General features: G+C 39.2%; 11 protein-coding genes. 2 read left to right on the plus strand and 9 right to left on the minus strand.

The features are described from left to right. Positions 1 to 74: 74 nt before the first annotated feature. The 5 genes from DPX34_RS02305 to DPX34_RS02325 all read right to left on the minus strand — a co-directional run bounded on the left by DPX34_RS02305 (position 75) and on the right by DPX34_RS02325 (position 11517). On the minus strand, positions 75 to 1823 hold the full coding sequence (locus DPX34_RS02305) for a monovalent cation:proton antiporter-2 (CPA2) family protein (protein WP_111976798.1): 1749 nt from the start codon (positions 1821 to 1823) through the stop codon (positions 75 to 77). Between the two features lie 173 nt (positions 1824 to 1996). Beyond that, complete coding sequence (locus DPX34_RS02310) at positions 1997 to 3412, minus strand: FAD-dependent oxidoreductase (protein WP_111976799.1); 1416 nt, start codon at positions 3410 to 3412, stop codon at positions 1997 to 1999. 9 nt (positions 3413 to 3421) lie between these two features. After that, complete coding sequence (gltB, locus tag DPX34_RS02315) at positions 3422 to 7891, minus strand: glutamate synthase large subunit (protein WP_111976800.1); 4470 nt, start codon at positions 7889 to 7891, stop codon at positions 3422 to 3424. A gap of 361 nt (positions 7892 to 8252) precedes the next feature. Next, a complete protein-coding gene (folE2, locus tag DPX34_RS02320; RefSeq protein WP_111976801.1) occupies positions 8253 to 9182 on the minus strand; it encodes a GTP cyclohydrolase FolE2 in 930 nt (309 codons plus the stop codon). A gap of 193 nt (positions 9183 to 9375) precedes the next feature. After that, positions 9376 to 11517, minus strand: coding sequence for a tRNA(Met) cytidine acetyltransferase TmcA domain-containing protein (locus DPX34_RS02325; protein ID WP_111976802.1), 2142 nt, complete (start codon positions 11515 to 11517; stop codon positions 9376 to 9378). A gap of 193 nt (positions 11518 to 11710) precedes the next feature. Here DPX34_RS02325 and DPX34_RS02330 point away from each other — a divergent pair, with 193 nt between their 5' ends. After that, positions 11711 to 12103: a MerC domain-containing protein gene (locus tag DPX34_RS02330; protein WP_111976803.1), complete on the plus strand. Its 393-nt coding sequence runs from the start codon at positions 11711 to 11713 to the stop codon at positions 12101 to 12103. A 90-nt stretch (positions 12104 to 12193) separates the two neighbouring features. On the opposite strand, the gene mutT is transcribed toward DPX34_RS02330, so the two are convergent. The 3 genes from mutT to DPX34_RS22230 all read right to left on the minus strand — a co-directional run bounded on the left by mutT (position 12194) and on the right by DPX34_RS22230 (position 16370). Further along, complete coding sequence (gene mutT / locus DPX34_RS02335; RefSeq protein ID WP_111976804.1) at positions 12194 to 12604, minus strand: 8-oxo-dGTP diphosphatase MutT; 411 nt, start codon at positions 12602 to 12604, stop codon at positions 12194 to 12196. Positions 12605 to 12677: 73 nt separating this feature from the next. Continuing rightward, entirely contained in the window at positions 12678 to 15386 is a 2709-nt protein-coding gene (gene secA / locus DPX34_RS02340) for a preprotein translocase subunit SecA (RefSeq protein WP_111976805.1), read from the minus strand. 51 nt (positions 15387 to 15437) lie between these two features. Continuing rightward, the gene (locus DPX34_RS22230) at positions 15438 to 16370 is read right to left on the minus strand and encodes a M23 family metallopeptidase (protein ID WP_111976806.1); all 933 of its coding nucleotides are present in this window, start codon (positions 16368 to 16370) and stop codon (positions 15438 to 15440) included. Between the two features lie 23 nt (positions 16371 to 16393). On the opposite strand from DPX34_RS22230, the gene DPX34_RS02350 reads away from it, so the two are divergent. Beyond that, entirely contained in the window at positions 16394 to 16864 is a 471-nt protein-coding gene (locus tag DPX34_RS02350) for a hypothetical protein (RefSeq protein ID WP_111976807.1), read from the plus strand. 84 nt (positions 16865 to 16948) lie between these two features. On the opposite strand, the gene lpxC is transcribed toward DPX34_RS02350, so the two are convergent. Beyond that, positions 16949 to 17860 carry a UDP-3-O-acyl-N-acetylglucosamine deacetylase gene (gene lpxC / locus DPX34_RS02355; protein WP_111976808.1) on the minus strand — a complete coding sequence of 304 codons (912 nt, stop codon included), beginning with the start codon at positions 17858 to 17860 and terminating at the stop codon, positions 16949 to 16951. Between the last annotated feature and the right edge of the window lie 81 nt (positions 17861 to 17941).

Here is a 17941-nt window from a genome sequence, read left to right on the forward strand (position 1 = left end):
CACAATATTTTGACGTTAATGGTTTGAATTGCTTTGTTAATTACAACAAAGCAATCCTTGTGCCATTCATGTCATTATATTGTTTTATCATCTTGGAAAAGTGATTTTAACGCCTGCTTACCCTGATCTGCTTTTTGAATAATGGTTTTCAAATCATAGTTATGATCAATGGCTTCTTTCAATAACGCTTCATCATGTTGTTTGAATAGTTGAGTCATCTCATTCGTACGTTGTTTATCGACACCGTGATTAAGTAATACCGACTCTGCAGCCGCTAAACCACTCGCAAACATCTCACGTACACAATCGGTAACACCGATATCATGAAACTTAGCAACCGTAAAACGGTTTTGTACCCGTGTCACTATTTTTATATGCGGATAATGTTTACGGACAATAGTCGCGATTTCAAAGGCTTTTTCATCGTTTACCGCAATGAATAACACATTTACATGTTCAATACCGGCTGTTTTCAATAAATCGAGCCTTGTCGCATCACCATAAAAGGCTTTATTACCAAATTGTTTTAGAAATGCAATGTGTTCAGCATCTTTATCTAACGCTATAAACGGAATATTATTCGCGGTTAATATGCGCGCTGTAATTTGAGCAAAACGACCAAAACCGGCAATCATGATTTCAGGTTCATCGATGTGCGCAACCGTATCGTATACGGGTCTCACATTTTTACTGTTATAACCTAAACTATGCAATATAACCAAAGGTGAGGTTAAAGCCATTGAAATACCCACAACCAAGTTAACAGTGGCCGCTAGTTCGGCTTCAATAATGCCGCCAACCGTTGCCTGCGTCATCACAACAAATGCAAATTCGCCACCTTGAGACAACATTAAGCCTAACCGAAATGAATCCGTTTTATTATGTTTACGTAACTTTAATACCATAAATATAATCAAAGCTTTAATCGCCACTAAACCTAAAGCGGATCCAACAATAACAACAGGGTTGATAGCTAATAGCTGTAAATCCATGTTCATGCCAATCGCGATAAAAAATAAGCCTAATAATAAACCTTTAAAGGGCTCAACCTCGGCTTCAAGCTGATGCCTAAAACTGGAGTTAGCTAATAGAATGCCTGCGACAAATGCCCCCAAGCCCATAGACAGACCAGCCTGATCCATCGCCACCGCCGTTGCCGTTACAATTAGTAACGCAGCAGCGGTCATGACTTCTTCGCTACCACTACGCGCAATAATGCGTAAAACAGGGTTAACAATATATCGGCCTGAAATCAGTACTAATCCAATCGCTAAAAGCGTTTGCCACCAAGCGACACTTTCTTTACCGCCGGTGATCGAAATAGCACCAACAAATAATAGGATCGGAATAACCGCTAAATCTTGCATTAATAAAATAGAAAAGCCTTGCTGACCTGGTGGGGTTTTTAATACTTTTTGCTCTGTCATTAATTGAATAGCAAATGCGGTCGACGATAAAGCTAAAGCCAACGCAATCACCAAGGCAACATGAGTTGATAAATCTAATATTAAGATCAGCCCAGCCGCGATCACACTGGCGGTTAATACCAACTGACCGCCCCCTGTTAGCAAAATACTATTGCGCATACGCCATAGCTTTTGTGGGTTAAGCTCTAAACCAATAATGAATAATAAAAATATCACACCCAATTCGGCCACATGTAAAATATGGCTAGGATCATTAATTAATTGCAATGCCGATGGGCCGATAATAACCCCCGCTGCTAAGTAACCTAAAATAGCGCCCAATTTAAGCTTGTTGAAAATAGGGACCGCGATCACTGCCGCAGCGAGAAAAATAAGAGTTGAACTCAGGCTGTCCATATTTAACCTATTATTTGTATAAAAAACAGTTGGTTTAGATGCTCACACTTTACAGTGTTCCCATGACCTAAACATTAATAATTTGAAATTTTGCTCAATTCTCAGAAAATTTACCACCAGAAACAAAAAAACCAGCCTTACGGCTGGTTTTATAAAGGCGGCGTTAGCAACAATTAGATTTCTAAATAATCTAATATACCTTCTGCTGCACCTCGCCCTTCAGCAACCGCCGTAACAACCAAATCAGCGCCGCGAACCATATCGCCACCAGCAAAGATTTTTTGGTTAGTCGTTTGATAAGCAAACTGACCATTTTCAGGCGCAACAACACGATCCCATTGATCAAGCTCGATACCATGTTCAGCCATCCAGCCAGTAGGCGATGGTTTAAAACCAAATGCAACAATGACATTATCGCATTCAATTACATGCTCAGAACCTTCAACTGTTTCAGCGCGTTGACGACCATTTTCATCTGGTTGACCCATACGTGTTTTAACAAATTTAACGCCTTTAGCATGACCATCAGCATCAAGTTCAACACCAACAGGCTGTAAGTTCCATAAGAAATTTACACCTTCTTCTTTGGCATTTTGTACTTCACGCGCTGACCCAGGCATATTCTCTTCATCACGACGGTACGCACAGAATACATCGGTAGCGCCTTGACGCACGGCTGTACGAACGCAGTCCATTGATGTATCACCACCACCTAATACGATGACTTTTTTGCCATTCATATCGATGTAGTCTTTAGTCTCTTTTTCAATCCCCATAACACGGTTAGTGTTGGCAATTAAGTAAGGTAATGCATCAAATACACCGTTAGCGTCTTCGTTTTCGAAGCCACCTTTCATGTACTTATACGTACCCATACCTAAGAAAACAGCATCGTAATCTTTTAATAGATCTTCGATTTTGATGTCTTTACCCACTTCAGTATTAAGACGGAACTCAATACCCATGCCTTCAAATATCTCACGTCGTTTTGCAATTACGTCTTTCTCTAATTTGAAAGAAGGAATACCAAACGTTAATAGGCCACCAATTTCTGGGTACTTATCAAAAACAACAGGTTGCACACCGTTACGAATAAGTACATCGGCACAAGATAAACCTGCAGGTCCAGCCCCTATAATAGCGACTTTTTTATCTGTTTTAACAACATGTGATAAATCAGGTTTCCAGCCCATTTTAAAAGCTTCATCGGTAATATATTTTTCAATAGAACCAATGGTGACAGCACCAAAGCCATCATTAAGCGTACAGGCCCCTTCACATAAGCGATCTTGCGGACAAACTCGACCACACATCTCAGGCAAGCTATTTGTCTGGTGCGATAACTCAGCCGCTTCTATAATACGACCTTCGTTTGCCAGTGTTAACCATTGTGGAATGTAGTTATGTACAGGACATTTCCATTCACAGTAAGGGTTACCACAATCTAAACAGCGATCGGCTTGACCGGCAGTTTGATCTGCCGATAAAGGTTGATAAATTTCAACAAATTCAATTTTGCGCATTTCGATCGACTTTTTAGGTGGATCGATACGCTCGACATCAACAAATTGATAAACATTCTTAGCCATAATAATCTCCTACTGCCCTTCAACCATAAGCTCAGACGTTGAGCGGCTGATATGACCTAACAAGCCATTAACATCACTTGTTTTTGGTTTAACTAACTTGAACTTAGGCAAGTAGCTTTCAAAGTTACTGAGAATGTTGTGTGCATGTGTACTATCAGTTTCTTCAAAGTGCTGGTTGATTAAGCCACGTAAATGCTCAACAAATATAGCCTTATCTTCAAATTCAACGATTTCTACTAATTGTTTATTTAACTTCGCTTCAAAATTATCTTGTTCGTCAAGTATATAAGCGAAACCACCTGTCATACCGGCACCAAAGTTAACTCCAGTAGAGCCCAGTATACAAACAATACCGCCAGTCATGTATTCACAAGCATTATCGCCTGTGCCTTCAACCACGGTGACTACACCTGAGTTACGAACACCAAAGCGCTCACCAACACGACCTGCAGCAAATAATTTACCGCCTGTAGCACCATATAAACACGTGTTACCTGCGATTGAACTTTCGTTTGATTTAAAATCAACACCTTTTGGTAATTTAATAACAAGCTTACCGCCCGCCATACCTTTACCTACATAATCGTTTGCATCACCCGTTAAGGTTAGGTTTAAGCCACCCGCATTCCACACACCAAAGCTTTGACCAGCTGTACCGGTAAAGTTGATTGTGATTGGATTTTTAGCTAAACCTTGATTGCCATATTTATTGGCAATCATACCTGAAGCCGTTGCGCCAACTGAACGATCTAAGTTAGAGATAGTGTAATTAAAATCACCGCTTATCCCTTTTTCAATACACTCCGCTGCATCATTAACAATTTGTTTATTCAGCAAAGCTTGATCGAACGGCTCATTGCGACCTTCAGTACAAAAACGATGTGTTGCACTCGAAGGTACAGCATCGGCTAAAACAGGTGATAAATCTAAACGACCTTGCTTAATTGTGAACCCATCAACCGCTTCTAATAAATCAGTGCGACCCACTAAATCTTCAAATTTAGCCACACCAATTGAAGCCATAATTTCACGAGTTTCTTGTGCAATAAACTTAAAGTAGTTCATTACCATTTCTGGTAAGCCAATATAATGATCTGCACGTAATTTTTCGTCTTGGGTTGCAACACCTGTCGCACAATTGTTTAAGTGACAAATTCTTAAGAATTTACAACCTAAAGCAACCATTGGACCCGTGCCAAAACCAAAGCTTTCAGCGCCTAAAATACCCGCTTTAATCACATCTAAACCGGTTTTTAAACCGCCATCAGTTTGTAAACGGATTTTATGACGTAAATTATTTTCAACAAGCGCTTGCTGTGTTTCTGCAACACCTAATTCCCAAGGTGAACCTGCATATTTAACCGATGTTAATGGCGAAGCGGCTGTACCACCATCGTAACCAGAAACCGTAATTAAATCTGCATAGGCTTTAGCAACACCCGTTGCGATTGTACCCACACCCGGTTCAGAGACTAACTTAACTGAAATTAGCGCTTGTGGATTAACTTGTTTTAAATCGAAAATAAGCTGAGCTAAATCTTCAATTGAATAAATATCGTGATGCGGTGGAGGTGAAATAAGTGTCACACCCGGTACGGCAAAACGTAATTTAGCAATATAAGGATTAACTTTGTCACCCGGTAACTGACCACCTTCACCAGGCTTAGCACCTTGTGCCACTTTAATTTGAATGATTTTAGCATTCGTTAAGTAATGTGGTGTTACACCAAATCGGCCTGAAGCAACTTGCTTAATATTTGAATTTTTAAGCGTGCCGTAACGTTTTATATCTTCGCCGCCTTCGCCTGAATTTGAGTTACCACCCAAGGTATTCATTGCAATCGCTAAAGCTTCATGCGCTTCAGGGCTAAGAGCACCAATAGACATAGCCGCGGTATCAAAACGCTTGTAGAAATTTTCAAGCGGTTCTACATCATCAACAGCAATCGCTTCTTTGTCGCTACTCAACGTCAATAAGTCACGAATAGAAGCAACAGGGCGTTCATTAACAGTTGACGAGAATTTTTGATAGTCAGAATATTTACCCGACACAACCGCAGTTTGTAATGTCTTCACTACATCAGGGTTAAACGCATGATATTCTTCACCGTGTACATATTTTAATAAGCCACCGTGAGTGATTTTTTTGCGCTTAGACCATGCTTTTTTATCTAATTCTTCAGCATCTTGTTGGAAGTCACTAAAGTTTGCGCCCGCTAAGCGGCTCACAACGCCTTTAAAGCAAAGTTCCATTATGTCTTCATTCAAACCAATCGCTTCAAACAATTGAGAACAACGATAAGAGGCGATTGTTGAAATCCCCATCTTAGACATAATTTTATATAAACCTTTATCAATACCTTTACGGTAATTGATCATAGCTTGGCGAGGCTCAACTTTTAAGTTACCGCTTGCTAACATTTGCTCGATGGTTTCATAGGCGATGAACGGGTAAACCGCCGTCGCACCTAAACCTAATAAAACAGCAAAATGATGAGGGTCTCGTGCAGAACCGGTCTCTACAATAATGTTAGAGTCACAACGTAAACCTGCTTCAACTAATGCTCGTTGTACCGCACCAACAGCCATTGGGGCTGGAATAGGTAACGAACCTTTGGCTATTTTTCGATCTGATAAGATCAAAATAACCGTATCTCTATCTCGAACCGCTTCAATAGACTCATCAACGATACGCTTGATCGCTGCTTCTAAGCCTTCAGTTGGCGCATAATTTAATTCAAGCGTTTCAGTACGGTAATGTTCTGCATCAAATTCACACAATTGTTGTAAATCAGAATGCATTAGAACAGGTGATTCAAACAGCACGCGATTGGCATGTCCGGTTGTTTCACTGAAGACATTTTTTTCACGCCCAATACATGTTTGTAACGACATAACATGCGCTTCACGCAATGGATCAATAGGCGGATTAGTAACCTGAGCAAACATCTGACGGAAGAAATCGTAAAGTGTACGATTTTGTGAAGAAAGCACAGCCATTGGGGTATCATCGCCCATTGAGCCGATAGCTTCTTGACCATCTTTGGCCAATACTTTTATGACCGAATCAATTTCTTCATAACTGTAATTAAACAATTTATGATAAACCGCTAATTCGCTGTCATCAAACGTGCGATCGCCTGCTATTTTACCTTCAAAATCTTCAAATGACGTTAAGTAGTTAATGTTATTATCTAACCACTCACGGTATGGATGACGATCTTTTAATTCATTATCAATCATTGAAGAATTAAAGAGCTGACCTGTTTTAGTATCTACAGCCAGCATTTCACCCGGTCCAACACGACCTTTTTCTACCACTTCATCCGGCGTGTAATCCCAAATCCCAACTTCAGAAGCCAAGGTAATGAAGCGATTTGACGTAATGACATAACGCGCTGGACGTAAGCCGTTTCGGTCAAGGTTACAAGCAACATGACGACCATTAGTTAAAACGATACCCGCTGGGCCGTCCCATGGTTCCATGTGCATTGAATTGAATTCATAAAATGCTTTTAATTCAGCTGGCATTTCAGGGTTTTGCTGCCACGCAGGTGGCACAAGCAAACGCATAGCGCGATATAAATCCATACCACCAGCTAATAACAATTCAAGCATGTTATCTAGTGAAGATGAATCTGACCCCGTTTTATTAACAAATGGCGCAGCCGCTTCTAAATCAGGTAATAAAGGCGTTGAGAATTTAGCAATACGTGCATCAGCCCATTGGCGATTGCCTTTAATGGTATTTATTTCACCGTTATGTGCTAAAAAGCGGAACGGCTGAGCTAATTTCCATTGTGGTAATGTATTGGTCGAGAAACGCTGATGGAATACACAAATACTTGATTTAAGACGCAAATCAGCAAGGTCAGTATAAAAACGCGGCAAATCAGCCGGCATTACCAAGCCTTTGAATATAGTGACTAAACAAGATAATGACGCAACATAAAAGGTTTCATCATTTTCAATACGTTTTTCAGCACGACGACGCGCTATATATAAACGACGTTCAAGATCAACATTCTTCCAGCCGTGAGGCGCATTGACAAAGACCTGCTCAATAACAGGTACTGATGCCGTCGCAATTTCACCTAAAACGCTTTTTACCGTTGGCATAACACGCCAACCGACAACCGTTAACGTTTCTTTGCTTAATTCGTCTTCAATAACTTTACGCGCGAAATCCGCTTTGGCTTCGTCATTACTTAAGAAGATGGTACCCACGCCGTAGTTATCAGCAAGTGACCAATTGTTTTCTTCCGCGACAGTGCGGAAAAATGAGTCAGGCTTTTGCATAAGCAAGCCACAACCATCACCAGTAACACCATCAGCAGCAATACCGCCGCGATGTTTCATTCTGTCTAAAGCACTAATGGCCGTACTAACTAACTTGTGACTTGGCTCTCCGTCCATATGGGCGATTAAACCAAAACCACAGTTGTCTTTTGACTGGCTAACGTCATATAGTTTTTTCATCAAAAACCTCCGATACTACGACTTATATAATTACTAGCTTTTGGCACTTTAAAATGGCTCTGCCGATTTCAAGCAAGTCGCATCGTAATTTTTATTCAAATTTTCTAATAAGAGAACTTCACACATTAGCTTTTTATGCTAAGAAGGTCAATTCACGTCTAAGAAAGCTTGATACCTATTAGATCTAACTAAATTCTTCAAACAATAGAGATATTGTCATTAAAATAAGCTAAATAACCCGAAAAAGAAATTATCATTCAATTAATAGCGCTTAAACCAAATGGTTATATACAACTTATATAAGGCTATCAATGAATAAATATTCGAAATTAATGAATAAATACCACTTCGTTAATTTCAATTAATATGGTCTGTAACCATCTTCAATACCTTTAGTGTTCACACTAACGGCATCATGTGCATGGAGTGATTCATAATGATTCACTCTTATCCAAAAATCTTTATAACCTTCAACTAACCCTAATGCATGAGTTAATCGACGTCCTGCATCTTCGCAAAACATCAAATTTTGGCCATTCAAACGCGCAAACTCTTGCTCATCTTCACGTTTAACGGCGGCTTGTACTGGTGTGCTCAATGATGATTCAATGGTATCAACTAGATCAGTAATAGGAAAATCAACAACGTCTTCGCTAAGCTTGACTTTGACCTCGGCGATTGAACGCTGACTATGAGGCGTTGCAACAATACCTTCTGTCGTACCTAACCATTCATGAACATCTGCGCGACTCACACTTTCAGCACTTGAAAACTTGTCATTAAACGATTGCTGAATTAATTGACGAGCTAAAGCAGCAGAACATGGACAAGTCGATGAATACGGCACATCAATTTTTAGCTCGGTTTCAACTTTACCTTTTAAATAGCAACCGATAATTGTCACGGGGTAAGCTTTCCAGCCTTGCTTACCGCTGATGAGTGACTTTCTGCGCATATGATAATCAAAATTGAACTTAACAAAAGCACGATCACTTAATTCACCGTGACTTTCAATAAAGTTTTCTAGTAATTTAGCGAGGCTACGCAAATTGAGCGTATCTTCTGTCGATAATTTATCTAACAGCAGATAAAGCCGAGACATATGAATGCCTTTCGCTTTAGCTTCTTTTAGATTAACAAAGGCTTCTACTTGTGCACTCACATGACGCTCAGCTTCATTTTTAGCTGACACCATCACTGGCACTTCAATCTCGCTCATGCCAACCCAGTCTAAAGTCCCCTCTGTTTGAGCGGTTGATTGGTTAGCGATGTCCGGCATTGCTGTAGGCATGAAAACTCCCGAAATCAGTTGTAGATTATATTGCTATTAAAAAAGGGCGCACTTTATACCATAAAAATGGACAAAGTTGGTGATTTTTTAAAGTAAACGACCAAAATGTAGAGAAAAGTCGCTAATTTAGCTTAAATTAGGCGCCAGTATAACGATTTTTTATTTTAATAAAACATATCAGTTGTATGGTTTATTATTTTATCAAATCAAGCGCTAATAATGACTTAACCTGCTCTCTTAACAATTTAGTCATCTGTTTTTTACCAGTTATATCGCCTAGTTTTAACTCTTTAGCTAATAAAATCAAAGCATTGGTGTCTATATTCGGTTTAAGCGCTTCTTTTATCAGCTTAACTGACTTGTTATCTTGCTCTTCTTCATTTAGAAATGATAAATAGGTTATTAATGCAACACGACAAGCCGAGAAGTTAGCAGAATAATAAGCAAAAGCCGATAATTGTTTTTTAACTCGATCAGGTGGCAGTATGAGGCCAAATTCACCTGACAAAAATAACGACTTTGCCATTTGAACTGTTTTTGAGTTCTTATGTGTTCCAGTTTGTAATTCAAAATCGGCCTGACCTAACCCTGCAATCTCATTTAATAACTCACATGCACTCTTGGATAACGCTCTAAGCATGACAGCAGAAACTTCCCCAGTCGCTGCGTCCGGTTTATGCCCCACTCGACACAAAGTATATTTATTGCCTTGCCAAAAGTTTAATAAAGCAATAGTCATACCAAAGCTTGTCGAAATGTAATCAAGTTTTTGTACCTCTGCGCATTGATATAAATGGCACAACAATTGACTACCGCAACCACGCCCTTGGAGTTGTGAATGGGTTGCGATCCGTACCACACGCCAGCCCTGTAAGCTCGCAAATTCATCAATGATCATTTGCGCCCCAATAACTTGCGGTATCAAATGCCCTTTTGGCCGCCTTAAGCCACGCGATATATCTACACTTAGCTCTGTAGGAAGTTGACCTTCAATTGAAATCAAAGTAACAGCTTGCACGATATTAGGCATTTTGCGACTAAATAGGATACAAACACGAAAAGTTGGACTATCTAACATGTAACGTAAATCAGCAGGCGTCGTTCGATAATGCGCCTGAACAAGCAAACCAAAGACCTGCTGGAGTAATGCCGGTGACTCAATTAATTCTTTTGAATTAATCCATCGACATTCGCAATCATCTAGCCGCCAATCATGCAGCTCTTCGGGTTGAATAATACTCGGCTCAGCATCCAGTAACATTATCTTATTAATCGCAACCTCTAAAGGGTCTCCTTCTCGCCAACGAATGGGAGCCGATAATTGATAATGTTTGTTGCTGTAGTTATCTTCCAACCATTTTAGGAATCTAACCGTAAAACCACGACCAGAACCTTCATAACCATGTTCCGTTGAAGCATATACAACATGCTTAAAATGTTGAGTCGCTTCAGTTAATATTGAAATAGGAATAGCGGCAGCTTCATCTATGAGTAATATGCTTGTCCGGTGCCACTCGCCATTCATTTGGTCAACAGGGATAAACTCAAGTAGCTTTCCGCCTAATTTATTATTCCAATATTGAACCTGTTTGATGCAATCTGGCCTTGGAGCCATTACATAAACTGTTTTATTTAGGTTGGCTAACTCAGCAGCCAGCGCACCTAATAGAGCAGATTTACCTCGGCCACGATTAGCCGTGATCACACTGGCAGCACAACAACGGGATTCAACGCTAGAAATAATATCTTTTTTTATCTTAAGCTGCTCAAGTGTCAAAGACGTTGGAAGTGTAAAAGGTGTAGCCACGCGTTGATCTAAATTAGCTAATGATATAGGTTGCTGAATTAATGTTGATTCTGTCGATGTCAGGTCGCTACCTAAACACCGATAAAATGAAGATTCCATTAAGGTTTCAGCACGCTGTAAAAAGTAAGACGTTATTTGTTTTGTGTCATGACCCCATTGCACAAAACGCTCAAAATCGGGATCTAAAAACGCACTCCAATTCTGCGGTGGTTTCAAAGCCGGCATTAATAAGATAAATAATCCACCAGCAACGACTGTCCCACTTAATGCGGCAATGGCCTCAACATGAAAACCATCAAAGCCATTAATGATCACAACATCAAACTCATGACCTAAATAATGCTTATATTCAGTCGAGTTAATACCATTTATTTTGTTACCAACCCGCAAAACCTGATTTTCACCGGCTTTAATCGTATCAAGGTATGATAACAAACACGGATAAACCGCATTTTCCTCACCCTCTATCAGTAATGGGAAACGATAACCTGCGTTTTTATGTTGTGTTAGAAGAGAAGTTAGCATCATATCAATGGTTTAAACTGTCGGTGAAAACATAAGCAAGCGCCGATGAGTAATATAAGGGAACTCGCATTATAACGCTAAGTACGATAGTAACAGAGACTAATATAATTTTAATCCATCTTTGTTATAGAATAACATTTCAAAATACAAAAAAATGTGGTAAATTCAGCGTCCATTTTTATAAGGGTTGTTTGATGTGAGCGGAATAAATAAAAGCAATTTAGTTGATAAAATAGGTATAGCCGTTACCTCTTTATGTGCCTTGCACTGTATTCTCCTGCCCGTAATGCTCCCTATGTTACCTTTGTTAGGCCTTAGCTTTTTGGCAGAACATGGTTTTGAACATGTTATTCTTGTATTAACACTAGCCGCCGGCGCAATAGCTTTGTTTAGTGGTTTTCATCGTTACCATAAAAAGCTTTACCCTATTTATGCTTTAGCATTAGGTATTGTTTTGTATGTTTCTCGTGATTTTTTAGGTGAAGAATTACAAACTATTGTTTTATTAATTGGTGCAGGTTTAATTATTTTTGCTCACGTGATGAATATCCGATTATGTAAAAGCTGTAAATCATGCGAAAGTCATTAGTATAATAAAATCGTTGTTAATATTAAAATCAAAGCCCATTAAATGGGCTTTTTTTATATCTAAAACAAACTTTATACTTTCAGGTTTGAATTAACAAAAGCCAGCGTTTAAATTTAGCGCTGTTATCGCATCTAAAATAACTTCATTCGCTTTTGGAAACTCGTAGTTTGTTAACTCATTTACCTTAACCCATTTCACTTCTTGCGATTCAAGTCCTACCGCTACGCCACTAAAATGTTTAACAACCAAGGTATCGAGCTTTACCCGTTTATCTCCATAATCATGCTCAACCACCAATAATGATTCGCTTTGAATGAGGTCAAGGTTAACCTCTTCTTTAAATTCACGTTTTAATGCACTAAAGGTCGTCTCTCCAGGTTCAACTTTACCGCCCGGAAACTCCCATAAACCACCTTGATGTTGATGCGAATGCCGTTTAGCGATTAGCACTTCATGTTTATCATTAATTACAACACCCACTGCAACATGTACTTGTTTCACTGATCTTCTCCCATAAAAAAATCGCTTATAAAAAGCGATTTTTAAGTTAACTCACATCACAATCCAAAGTCGTTTAATTTAAGCGACCATGGCAAGCTTTATATTTACGACCTGAACCACAAGGACAAGGATCGTTACGCCCTAATTTAGCGCCTTCACGCACTTGTGGGCGATCAGGTGTTGCTTGCTCACCTTTGGTTAATTGGTTTGCGCTTTCATGTTCATACTTCTTTTGCGCCGCTTGTGTTGTTCGACGTTGCTCTTCAACCGCTTCAGCATCAGACTCATCACGAACTTTTACTTTTGATAAAATGCTCACAACATCAAACTTCAATGTATCTAACATTTCAGAGAATAATTCAAAAGATTCGCGCTTATATTCTTGTTTTGGATTTTTCTGCGCATAGCCACGTAAGTGAATACCTTGACGTAAATGATCCATCGCCGCTAAATGCTCTTTCCAATGAGTATCAAGCGATTGCAACATAATGCCTTTTTCAAATTGGCGCATGACTTGCTCACCAACATGATCTTCTTTCTCTTTATAATCAGCAAGAATTGATTCGAGAATACGCTCTCTTAATATATCTTCATATAACTTATCATCGTCATCAAGCCATTGCTGTAAAGGTAAATCAAGTAAGAAATCGGCTTTAATGCGCTCTTCTAAACCAGGAATATCCCATAACTCTTCAACCGATTGCGGCGGGATATACATATCAATAGTACTCGTGACAACATCAAGACGAATATTATCGATAGTTTCTTTAATATCCCCCTCTTCCAATAATTCATTACGTTGTTGATAAACGACTTTACGCTGATCATTAGCGACATCATCATACTCAAGTAACTGCTTGCGAGTATCGAAATTACGCCCTTCAACTTTACGTTGAGCATTTTCAATTGCACGAGTAACCCACGGATGCTCGATTGCTTCACCACGTTCCATACCAAGTTTTTTCATTAAACCGGTAACACGATCAGAAGCAAATATGCGCATTAATGAATCTTCCATTGATAAATAAAAACGTGAAGACCCCGCATCACCCTGGCGGCCTGCACGACCACGTAATTGATTATCAATACGACGAGATTCATGACGTTCAGTACCAATAATATGCAAACCACCATTGGTTAAGACTAATTCGTGCGTTTTTTTCCATTCATCTTTTGCTTGTTGAATTTGCTCATCAGTTGGATTATTTAACTTATCTAACTCGGCCGCTAAATTACCCCCTAAAACAATATCTGTACCACGACCCGCCATATTAGTTGCAATGGTTACCGCACTGGGTTTACCGGCATTTGCTACAATTTCAGCTTCTTTTTCATGGAACTTAGCATTAAGTACATTGTGTTTAATTTTTTGCTTTTTAAGCGCATTAGATAAACGTTCAGAACTTTCAATCGAAATAGTACCAACTAAAACAGGGCGCCCTGCTTTAACACACTCTTCAATATCTTCAATGATAGCTTCGAATTTTTCTTCTTCAGACAAATAAACCAAATCAGGCATATCATTACGGATCATATCTTTATTAGTTGGAACAACAATCGTTTCTAAATTATAAATATGATTGAACTCAAATGCCTCAGTATCAGCCGTACCGGTCATCCCTGAAAGTTTGTTATATAAACGGAAATAATTTTGGAAGGTAATAGAAGCAAGCGTTTGATTCTCATTTTGAATATTTACACCTTCTTTTGCTTCAATAGCTTGATGTAAACCTTCCGACCAACGACGCCCTTCCATTGTTCGACCGGTATGCTCATCAACAATCACGATTTCATCGTCTTTAACAATGTAATCAACATCTCTTACATAAAGTTGATGGGCACGCAATGCGGCATTTACATGATGAAACAAAGCAATATTAGCAGCGGCATACAATGAATCTTCTTGTTTGATGATACCGTGTTCTTTTAAAATTTCTTCTACGCGCTCTTGACCTTTTTCTGTCAAATAAACTTGTTTCGATTTTTCATCAATACTGAAATCACCCGTACTCTCAACGCCTTCTTCATCTTCTTTTTCTTGTTGTTCAAGCATTGGAACAATTTTATTCAGGCGACGATACATTTCAGAGCTATCTTCTGCCGCACCTGAAATGATAAGCGGGGTTCTAGCTTCATCAATGAGAATTGAATCGACTTCATCCACAACAGCAAAAGACAATTTACGTTGAACACGATCTTGTGGACTAAAAGCCATATTATCGCGCAGATAATCAAAGCCAAACTCATTATTCGTGCCATAGGTTACATCTGCAGCATAAGCTTGACGTTTTTGATCTGGCGCAAGTCCCGGAATATTACAACCTACCGTTAAGCCTAAAAATTCGAATAATGGACGACTCCATTCAGCATCACGACTCGCTAGGTAGTCATTCACCGTAATAACGTGAACGGGTCCTGAAAGGGCATTTAAGTAGGTTGGCAACGTTGCAGTTAATGTTTTACCTTCACCAGTACGCATTTCTGCAATTTTGCCTTGGTGTAAAATGATCCCACCCAGCATTTGCGCATCAAAATGACGCATACTAAACACACGTTTACTCGCTTCTCGGACAACAGCAAAAGCTTCAACCGTTAATTGCTCAAGTGTTTCTCCTTTTTCAATTCGCTCTCTGAACTCAATTGTTTTTGCCTTAAGTTCATCATCGTTTAGTGCTTCATATTCAGGCTCTAAAGCGTTGACTTGATCGACGACCTTTTTTAATTTTTTTAGTACGCGGTCATTACGGCTACCAAATAACTTGGTTAATACTTTTGTGATCATGGAGTTACCTTGAAATTCACCCTTCCTGGTTGGAGCGAGCTTTTAATTATTTTATTTATTTCGACGATAAACGTACTTTAACGGATCAATTTGCTTTCCATTTCGCAGCACTTCGTAATGTACATGTGGGCCAGTAGAGCGACCAGTGCTTCCCATAACACCAATCTGCTGACCTTTAACCACAACATCACCCAGTGAAACTAAAATTTCTTTGTTGTGTCCGTAGCGAGTACGCAAACCATCGCCGTGTTCTACTTCAACTAAATGTCCATAACCGTAACGTTCTCCTGCCCAAGTAACAATACCTGCACCTGTCGCTACGACTTTATTTCCTTCTTCACCTGCAAAATCTATCCCCTTATGCATTGCAGGTAAACCACTAAATGGATCTTTTCGCATACCATAATATGAAGACAACCAGCCTTTGCTGATAGGTCGTCCTGATATATAGCTTTGCTGATCTACATCGTGGTTACGCATAACCGATTCAAGCAAGCCCAGTTGGCGCTCTTGCTCATTTAATTCTTGGATCAATGCATCAATATCATTCAACAAGCTAAAAGAATCTGAATGTTGGAATGTATCTAAGCTGATGTCATTTGATGGACCGCCTGTTGCTGGCATATATTCAAAATTAAACTCATCACCTTCTAATTGTGCATGCGCTTGTACACCTGCACCTAATGCATTAACTCGCAACATTTGCGATTGCACTTCACCTAATTTGAGGGTTAATGCGGTTAATTCAACCTGTGTTTTCTTCTTTAAGTCGACTACTTGACGTTTTTGTTCAACTAATAAGCCTCTTGCTTCTTGTACACCATTTAGTCTGTTATCATTCGCCCCATTAAAGAGCCAAGAAACAAAAGAAAGTACGATTAACGCAGCTGTAAATAAAACTAACAGTAATGCAATCCAATGACGCTTATCTAAGTGCCATTCTAATTCGATATCTTGCTTTTTATAATGTATCGAAAACGCCATTGTTTAAGAATCTCTAAGAAAATATGAAAAGTAGACCAAAATCTTTTACCCAAGTCGTTAATGAAACTTGGCCAGATAAACAAATTAATGCAGCTAAAGCTGATGATTATATCAGTCTGATTCAACAGGAGCTAGCGGTTTACTTACCTCTAGAGTGGCAGAATAAAATAAACGCGAAGAAATATCAAAACGGTATTTTGTATATTGAGCTGATAAGTGCAGCTTATAAGATGCGTTTTAATGCTGTACGCCTTGATTTACTTAGTCATCTACGAAAAAAGATCCCTGATCTTGTTAGTATTAATGAACAAATAAATCCGAATAAGAACTTAGCACCTGCACAAATAAAAGTGAGCGCGCAGCGAAATAATAATAAAACAGAGCTAAAAAACAATTTATCAGCCAAGGCACAAACCAGTATTTTGGATGCAGCAAAAAATTTACCCGATAATTTACGCTTCGCATTAGAGCGTTTAGCCAAAAGTAAAAAATAAGACAAAAGCTTATTTCAGCCATCCAATAAAAAAGGCTTAATAAAAATTAAGCCTTTTTTATAGGGAAGTCATTATTAACGAGACTTATACGGCTTCTGCAGGAAGAAACTTTAATGGCACTTCATTATTCTCGGTATATTCAACCCAAGACCAACTATCGGTGTTATCCATAATGGCACGCAGTAATATATTATTAATTTCATGCCCAGACTTATAAGCGCGCATTTCGCCTAATATCGCATGCCCGGTCATATACATATCACCCACAGCATCTAAAATTTTGTGCATTAAAAATTCATCATCGTAACGCAAACCATTGGCATTAAGCACTTGGTATTCATCTAGCACGACTGCATTATCAAAACTACCGCCTAAAGCTAAGTTCAATGAGCGTAAATACTCAAAATCTTTCATGAAGCCAAATGTTCGGGCTCTACTCACTTCACGAATATATTCATCACTTGAAAATTCAAAAACACAATGTTGTTTAGTCGCTGCAATAGCGGGGTGTAAAAAATCAATACCAAAATCCAGTTTGAAACCTTGGTAAGGTAAAATTTCAGCCCACTTATCACCTTGTTCAATACGAATAGGCTTATCGATGCGAATAAAGCGTTTAGGGGTATTTAAATCTTGAATACCCGCTTCTTCAATTAAAAAGATAAACGGACTCGCACTGCCATCAACAATAGGCACTTCATTGGCATCGAGCTCAATGATCAAATTGTCGATACCTAACCCTGCTAGCGCAGACATTAAATGCTCAACCGTTGAAATAGCCACGCCATTTTCATCAGTCATACACGTACACATACGCGTGTCGGTTACCGCATGTGGGCTAACCGGAAAATCAACAGGCGGATTAATATCCACACGGCGAAAAATAATCCCCGTATTGGCAGGTGCCGGATGTAATGCCATAAAGACTTTTTCGCCTTTATGCAGACCTACGCCCGTAGTTGATACGCTCTTTTTTAACGTTCTTTGATAATTCATATTTACAGGTATAAATACTCTCTGGTCACTTAATACTCACGCTCATTTCTCTAATTTGAATGAACGCGCTTAATTTACTCG

The sequence above is a fragment of the Algibacillus agarilyticus genome, from assembly GCF_003286125.1.
GTDB classification, from domain to species: Bacteria; Pseudomonadota; Gammaproteobacteria; order Enterobacterales; family Alteromonadaceae; genus Algibacillus; species Algibacillus agarilyticus.

Coding starts and splice junctions, on each gene's coding strand:
- DPX34_RS02305 (WP_111976798.1), bottom strand. CDS start 1,823: ATGGACAGCCTGAGTTCAACTCTTATTTTTCTCGCTGCGGCAGTGATC.
- DPX34_RS02310 (WP_111976799.1), bottom strand. CDS start 3,412: ATGGCTAAGAATGTTTATCAATTTGTTGATGTCGAGCGTATCGATCCA.
- gltB (WP_111976800.1), bottom strand. CDS start 7,891: ATGAAAAAACTATATGACGTTAGCCAGTCAAAAGACAACTGTGGTTTT.
- folE2 (WP_111976801.1), bottom strand. CDS start 9,182: ATGCCTACAGCAATGCCGGACATCGCTAACCAATCAACCGCTCAAACA.
- DPX34_RS02325 (WP_111976802.1), bottom strand. CDS start 11,517: ATGATGCTAACTTCTCTTCTAACACAACATAAAAACGCAGGTTATCGT.
- secA (WP_111976805.1), bottom strand. CDS start 15,386: ATGATCACAAAAGTATTAACCAAGTTATTTGGTAGCCGTAATGACCGC.
- DPX34_RS22230 (WP_111976806.1), bottom strand. CDS start 16,370: ATGGCGTTTTCGATACATTATAAAAAGCAAGATATCGAATTAGAATGG.
- DPX34_RS02350 (WP_111976807.1), top strand. CDS start 16,394: ATGAAAAGTAGACCAAAATCTTTTACCCAAGTCGTTAATGAAACTTGG.
- lpxC (WP_111976808.1), bottom strand. CDS start 17,860: ATGAATTATCAAAGAACGTTAAAAAAGAGCGTATCAACTACGGGCGTA.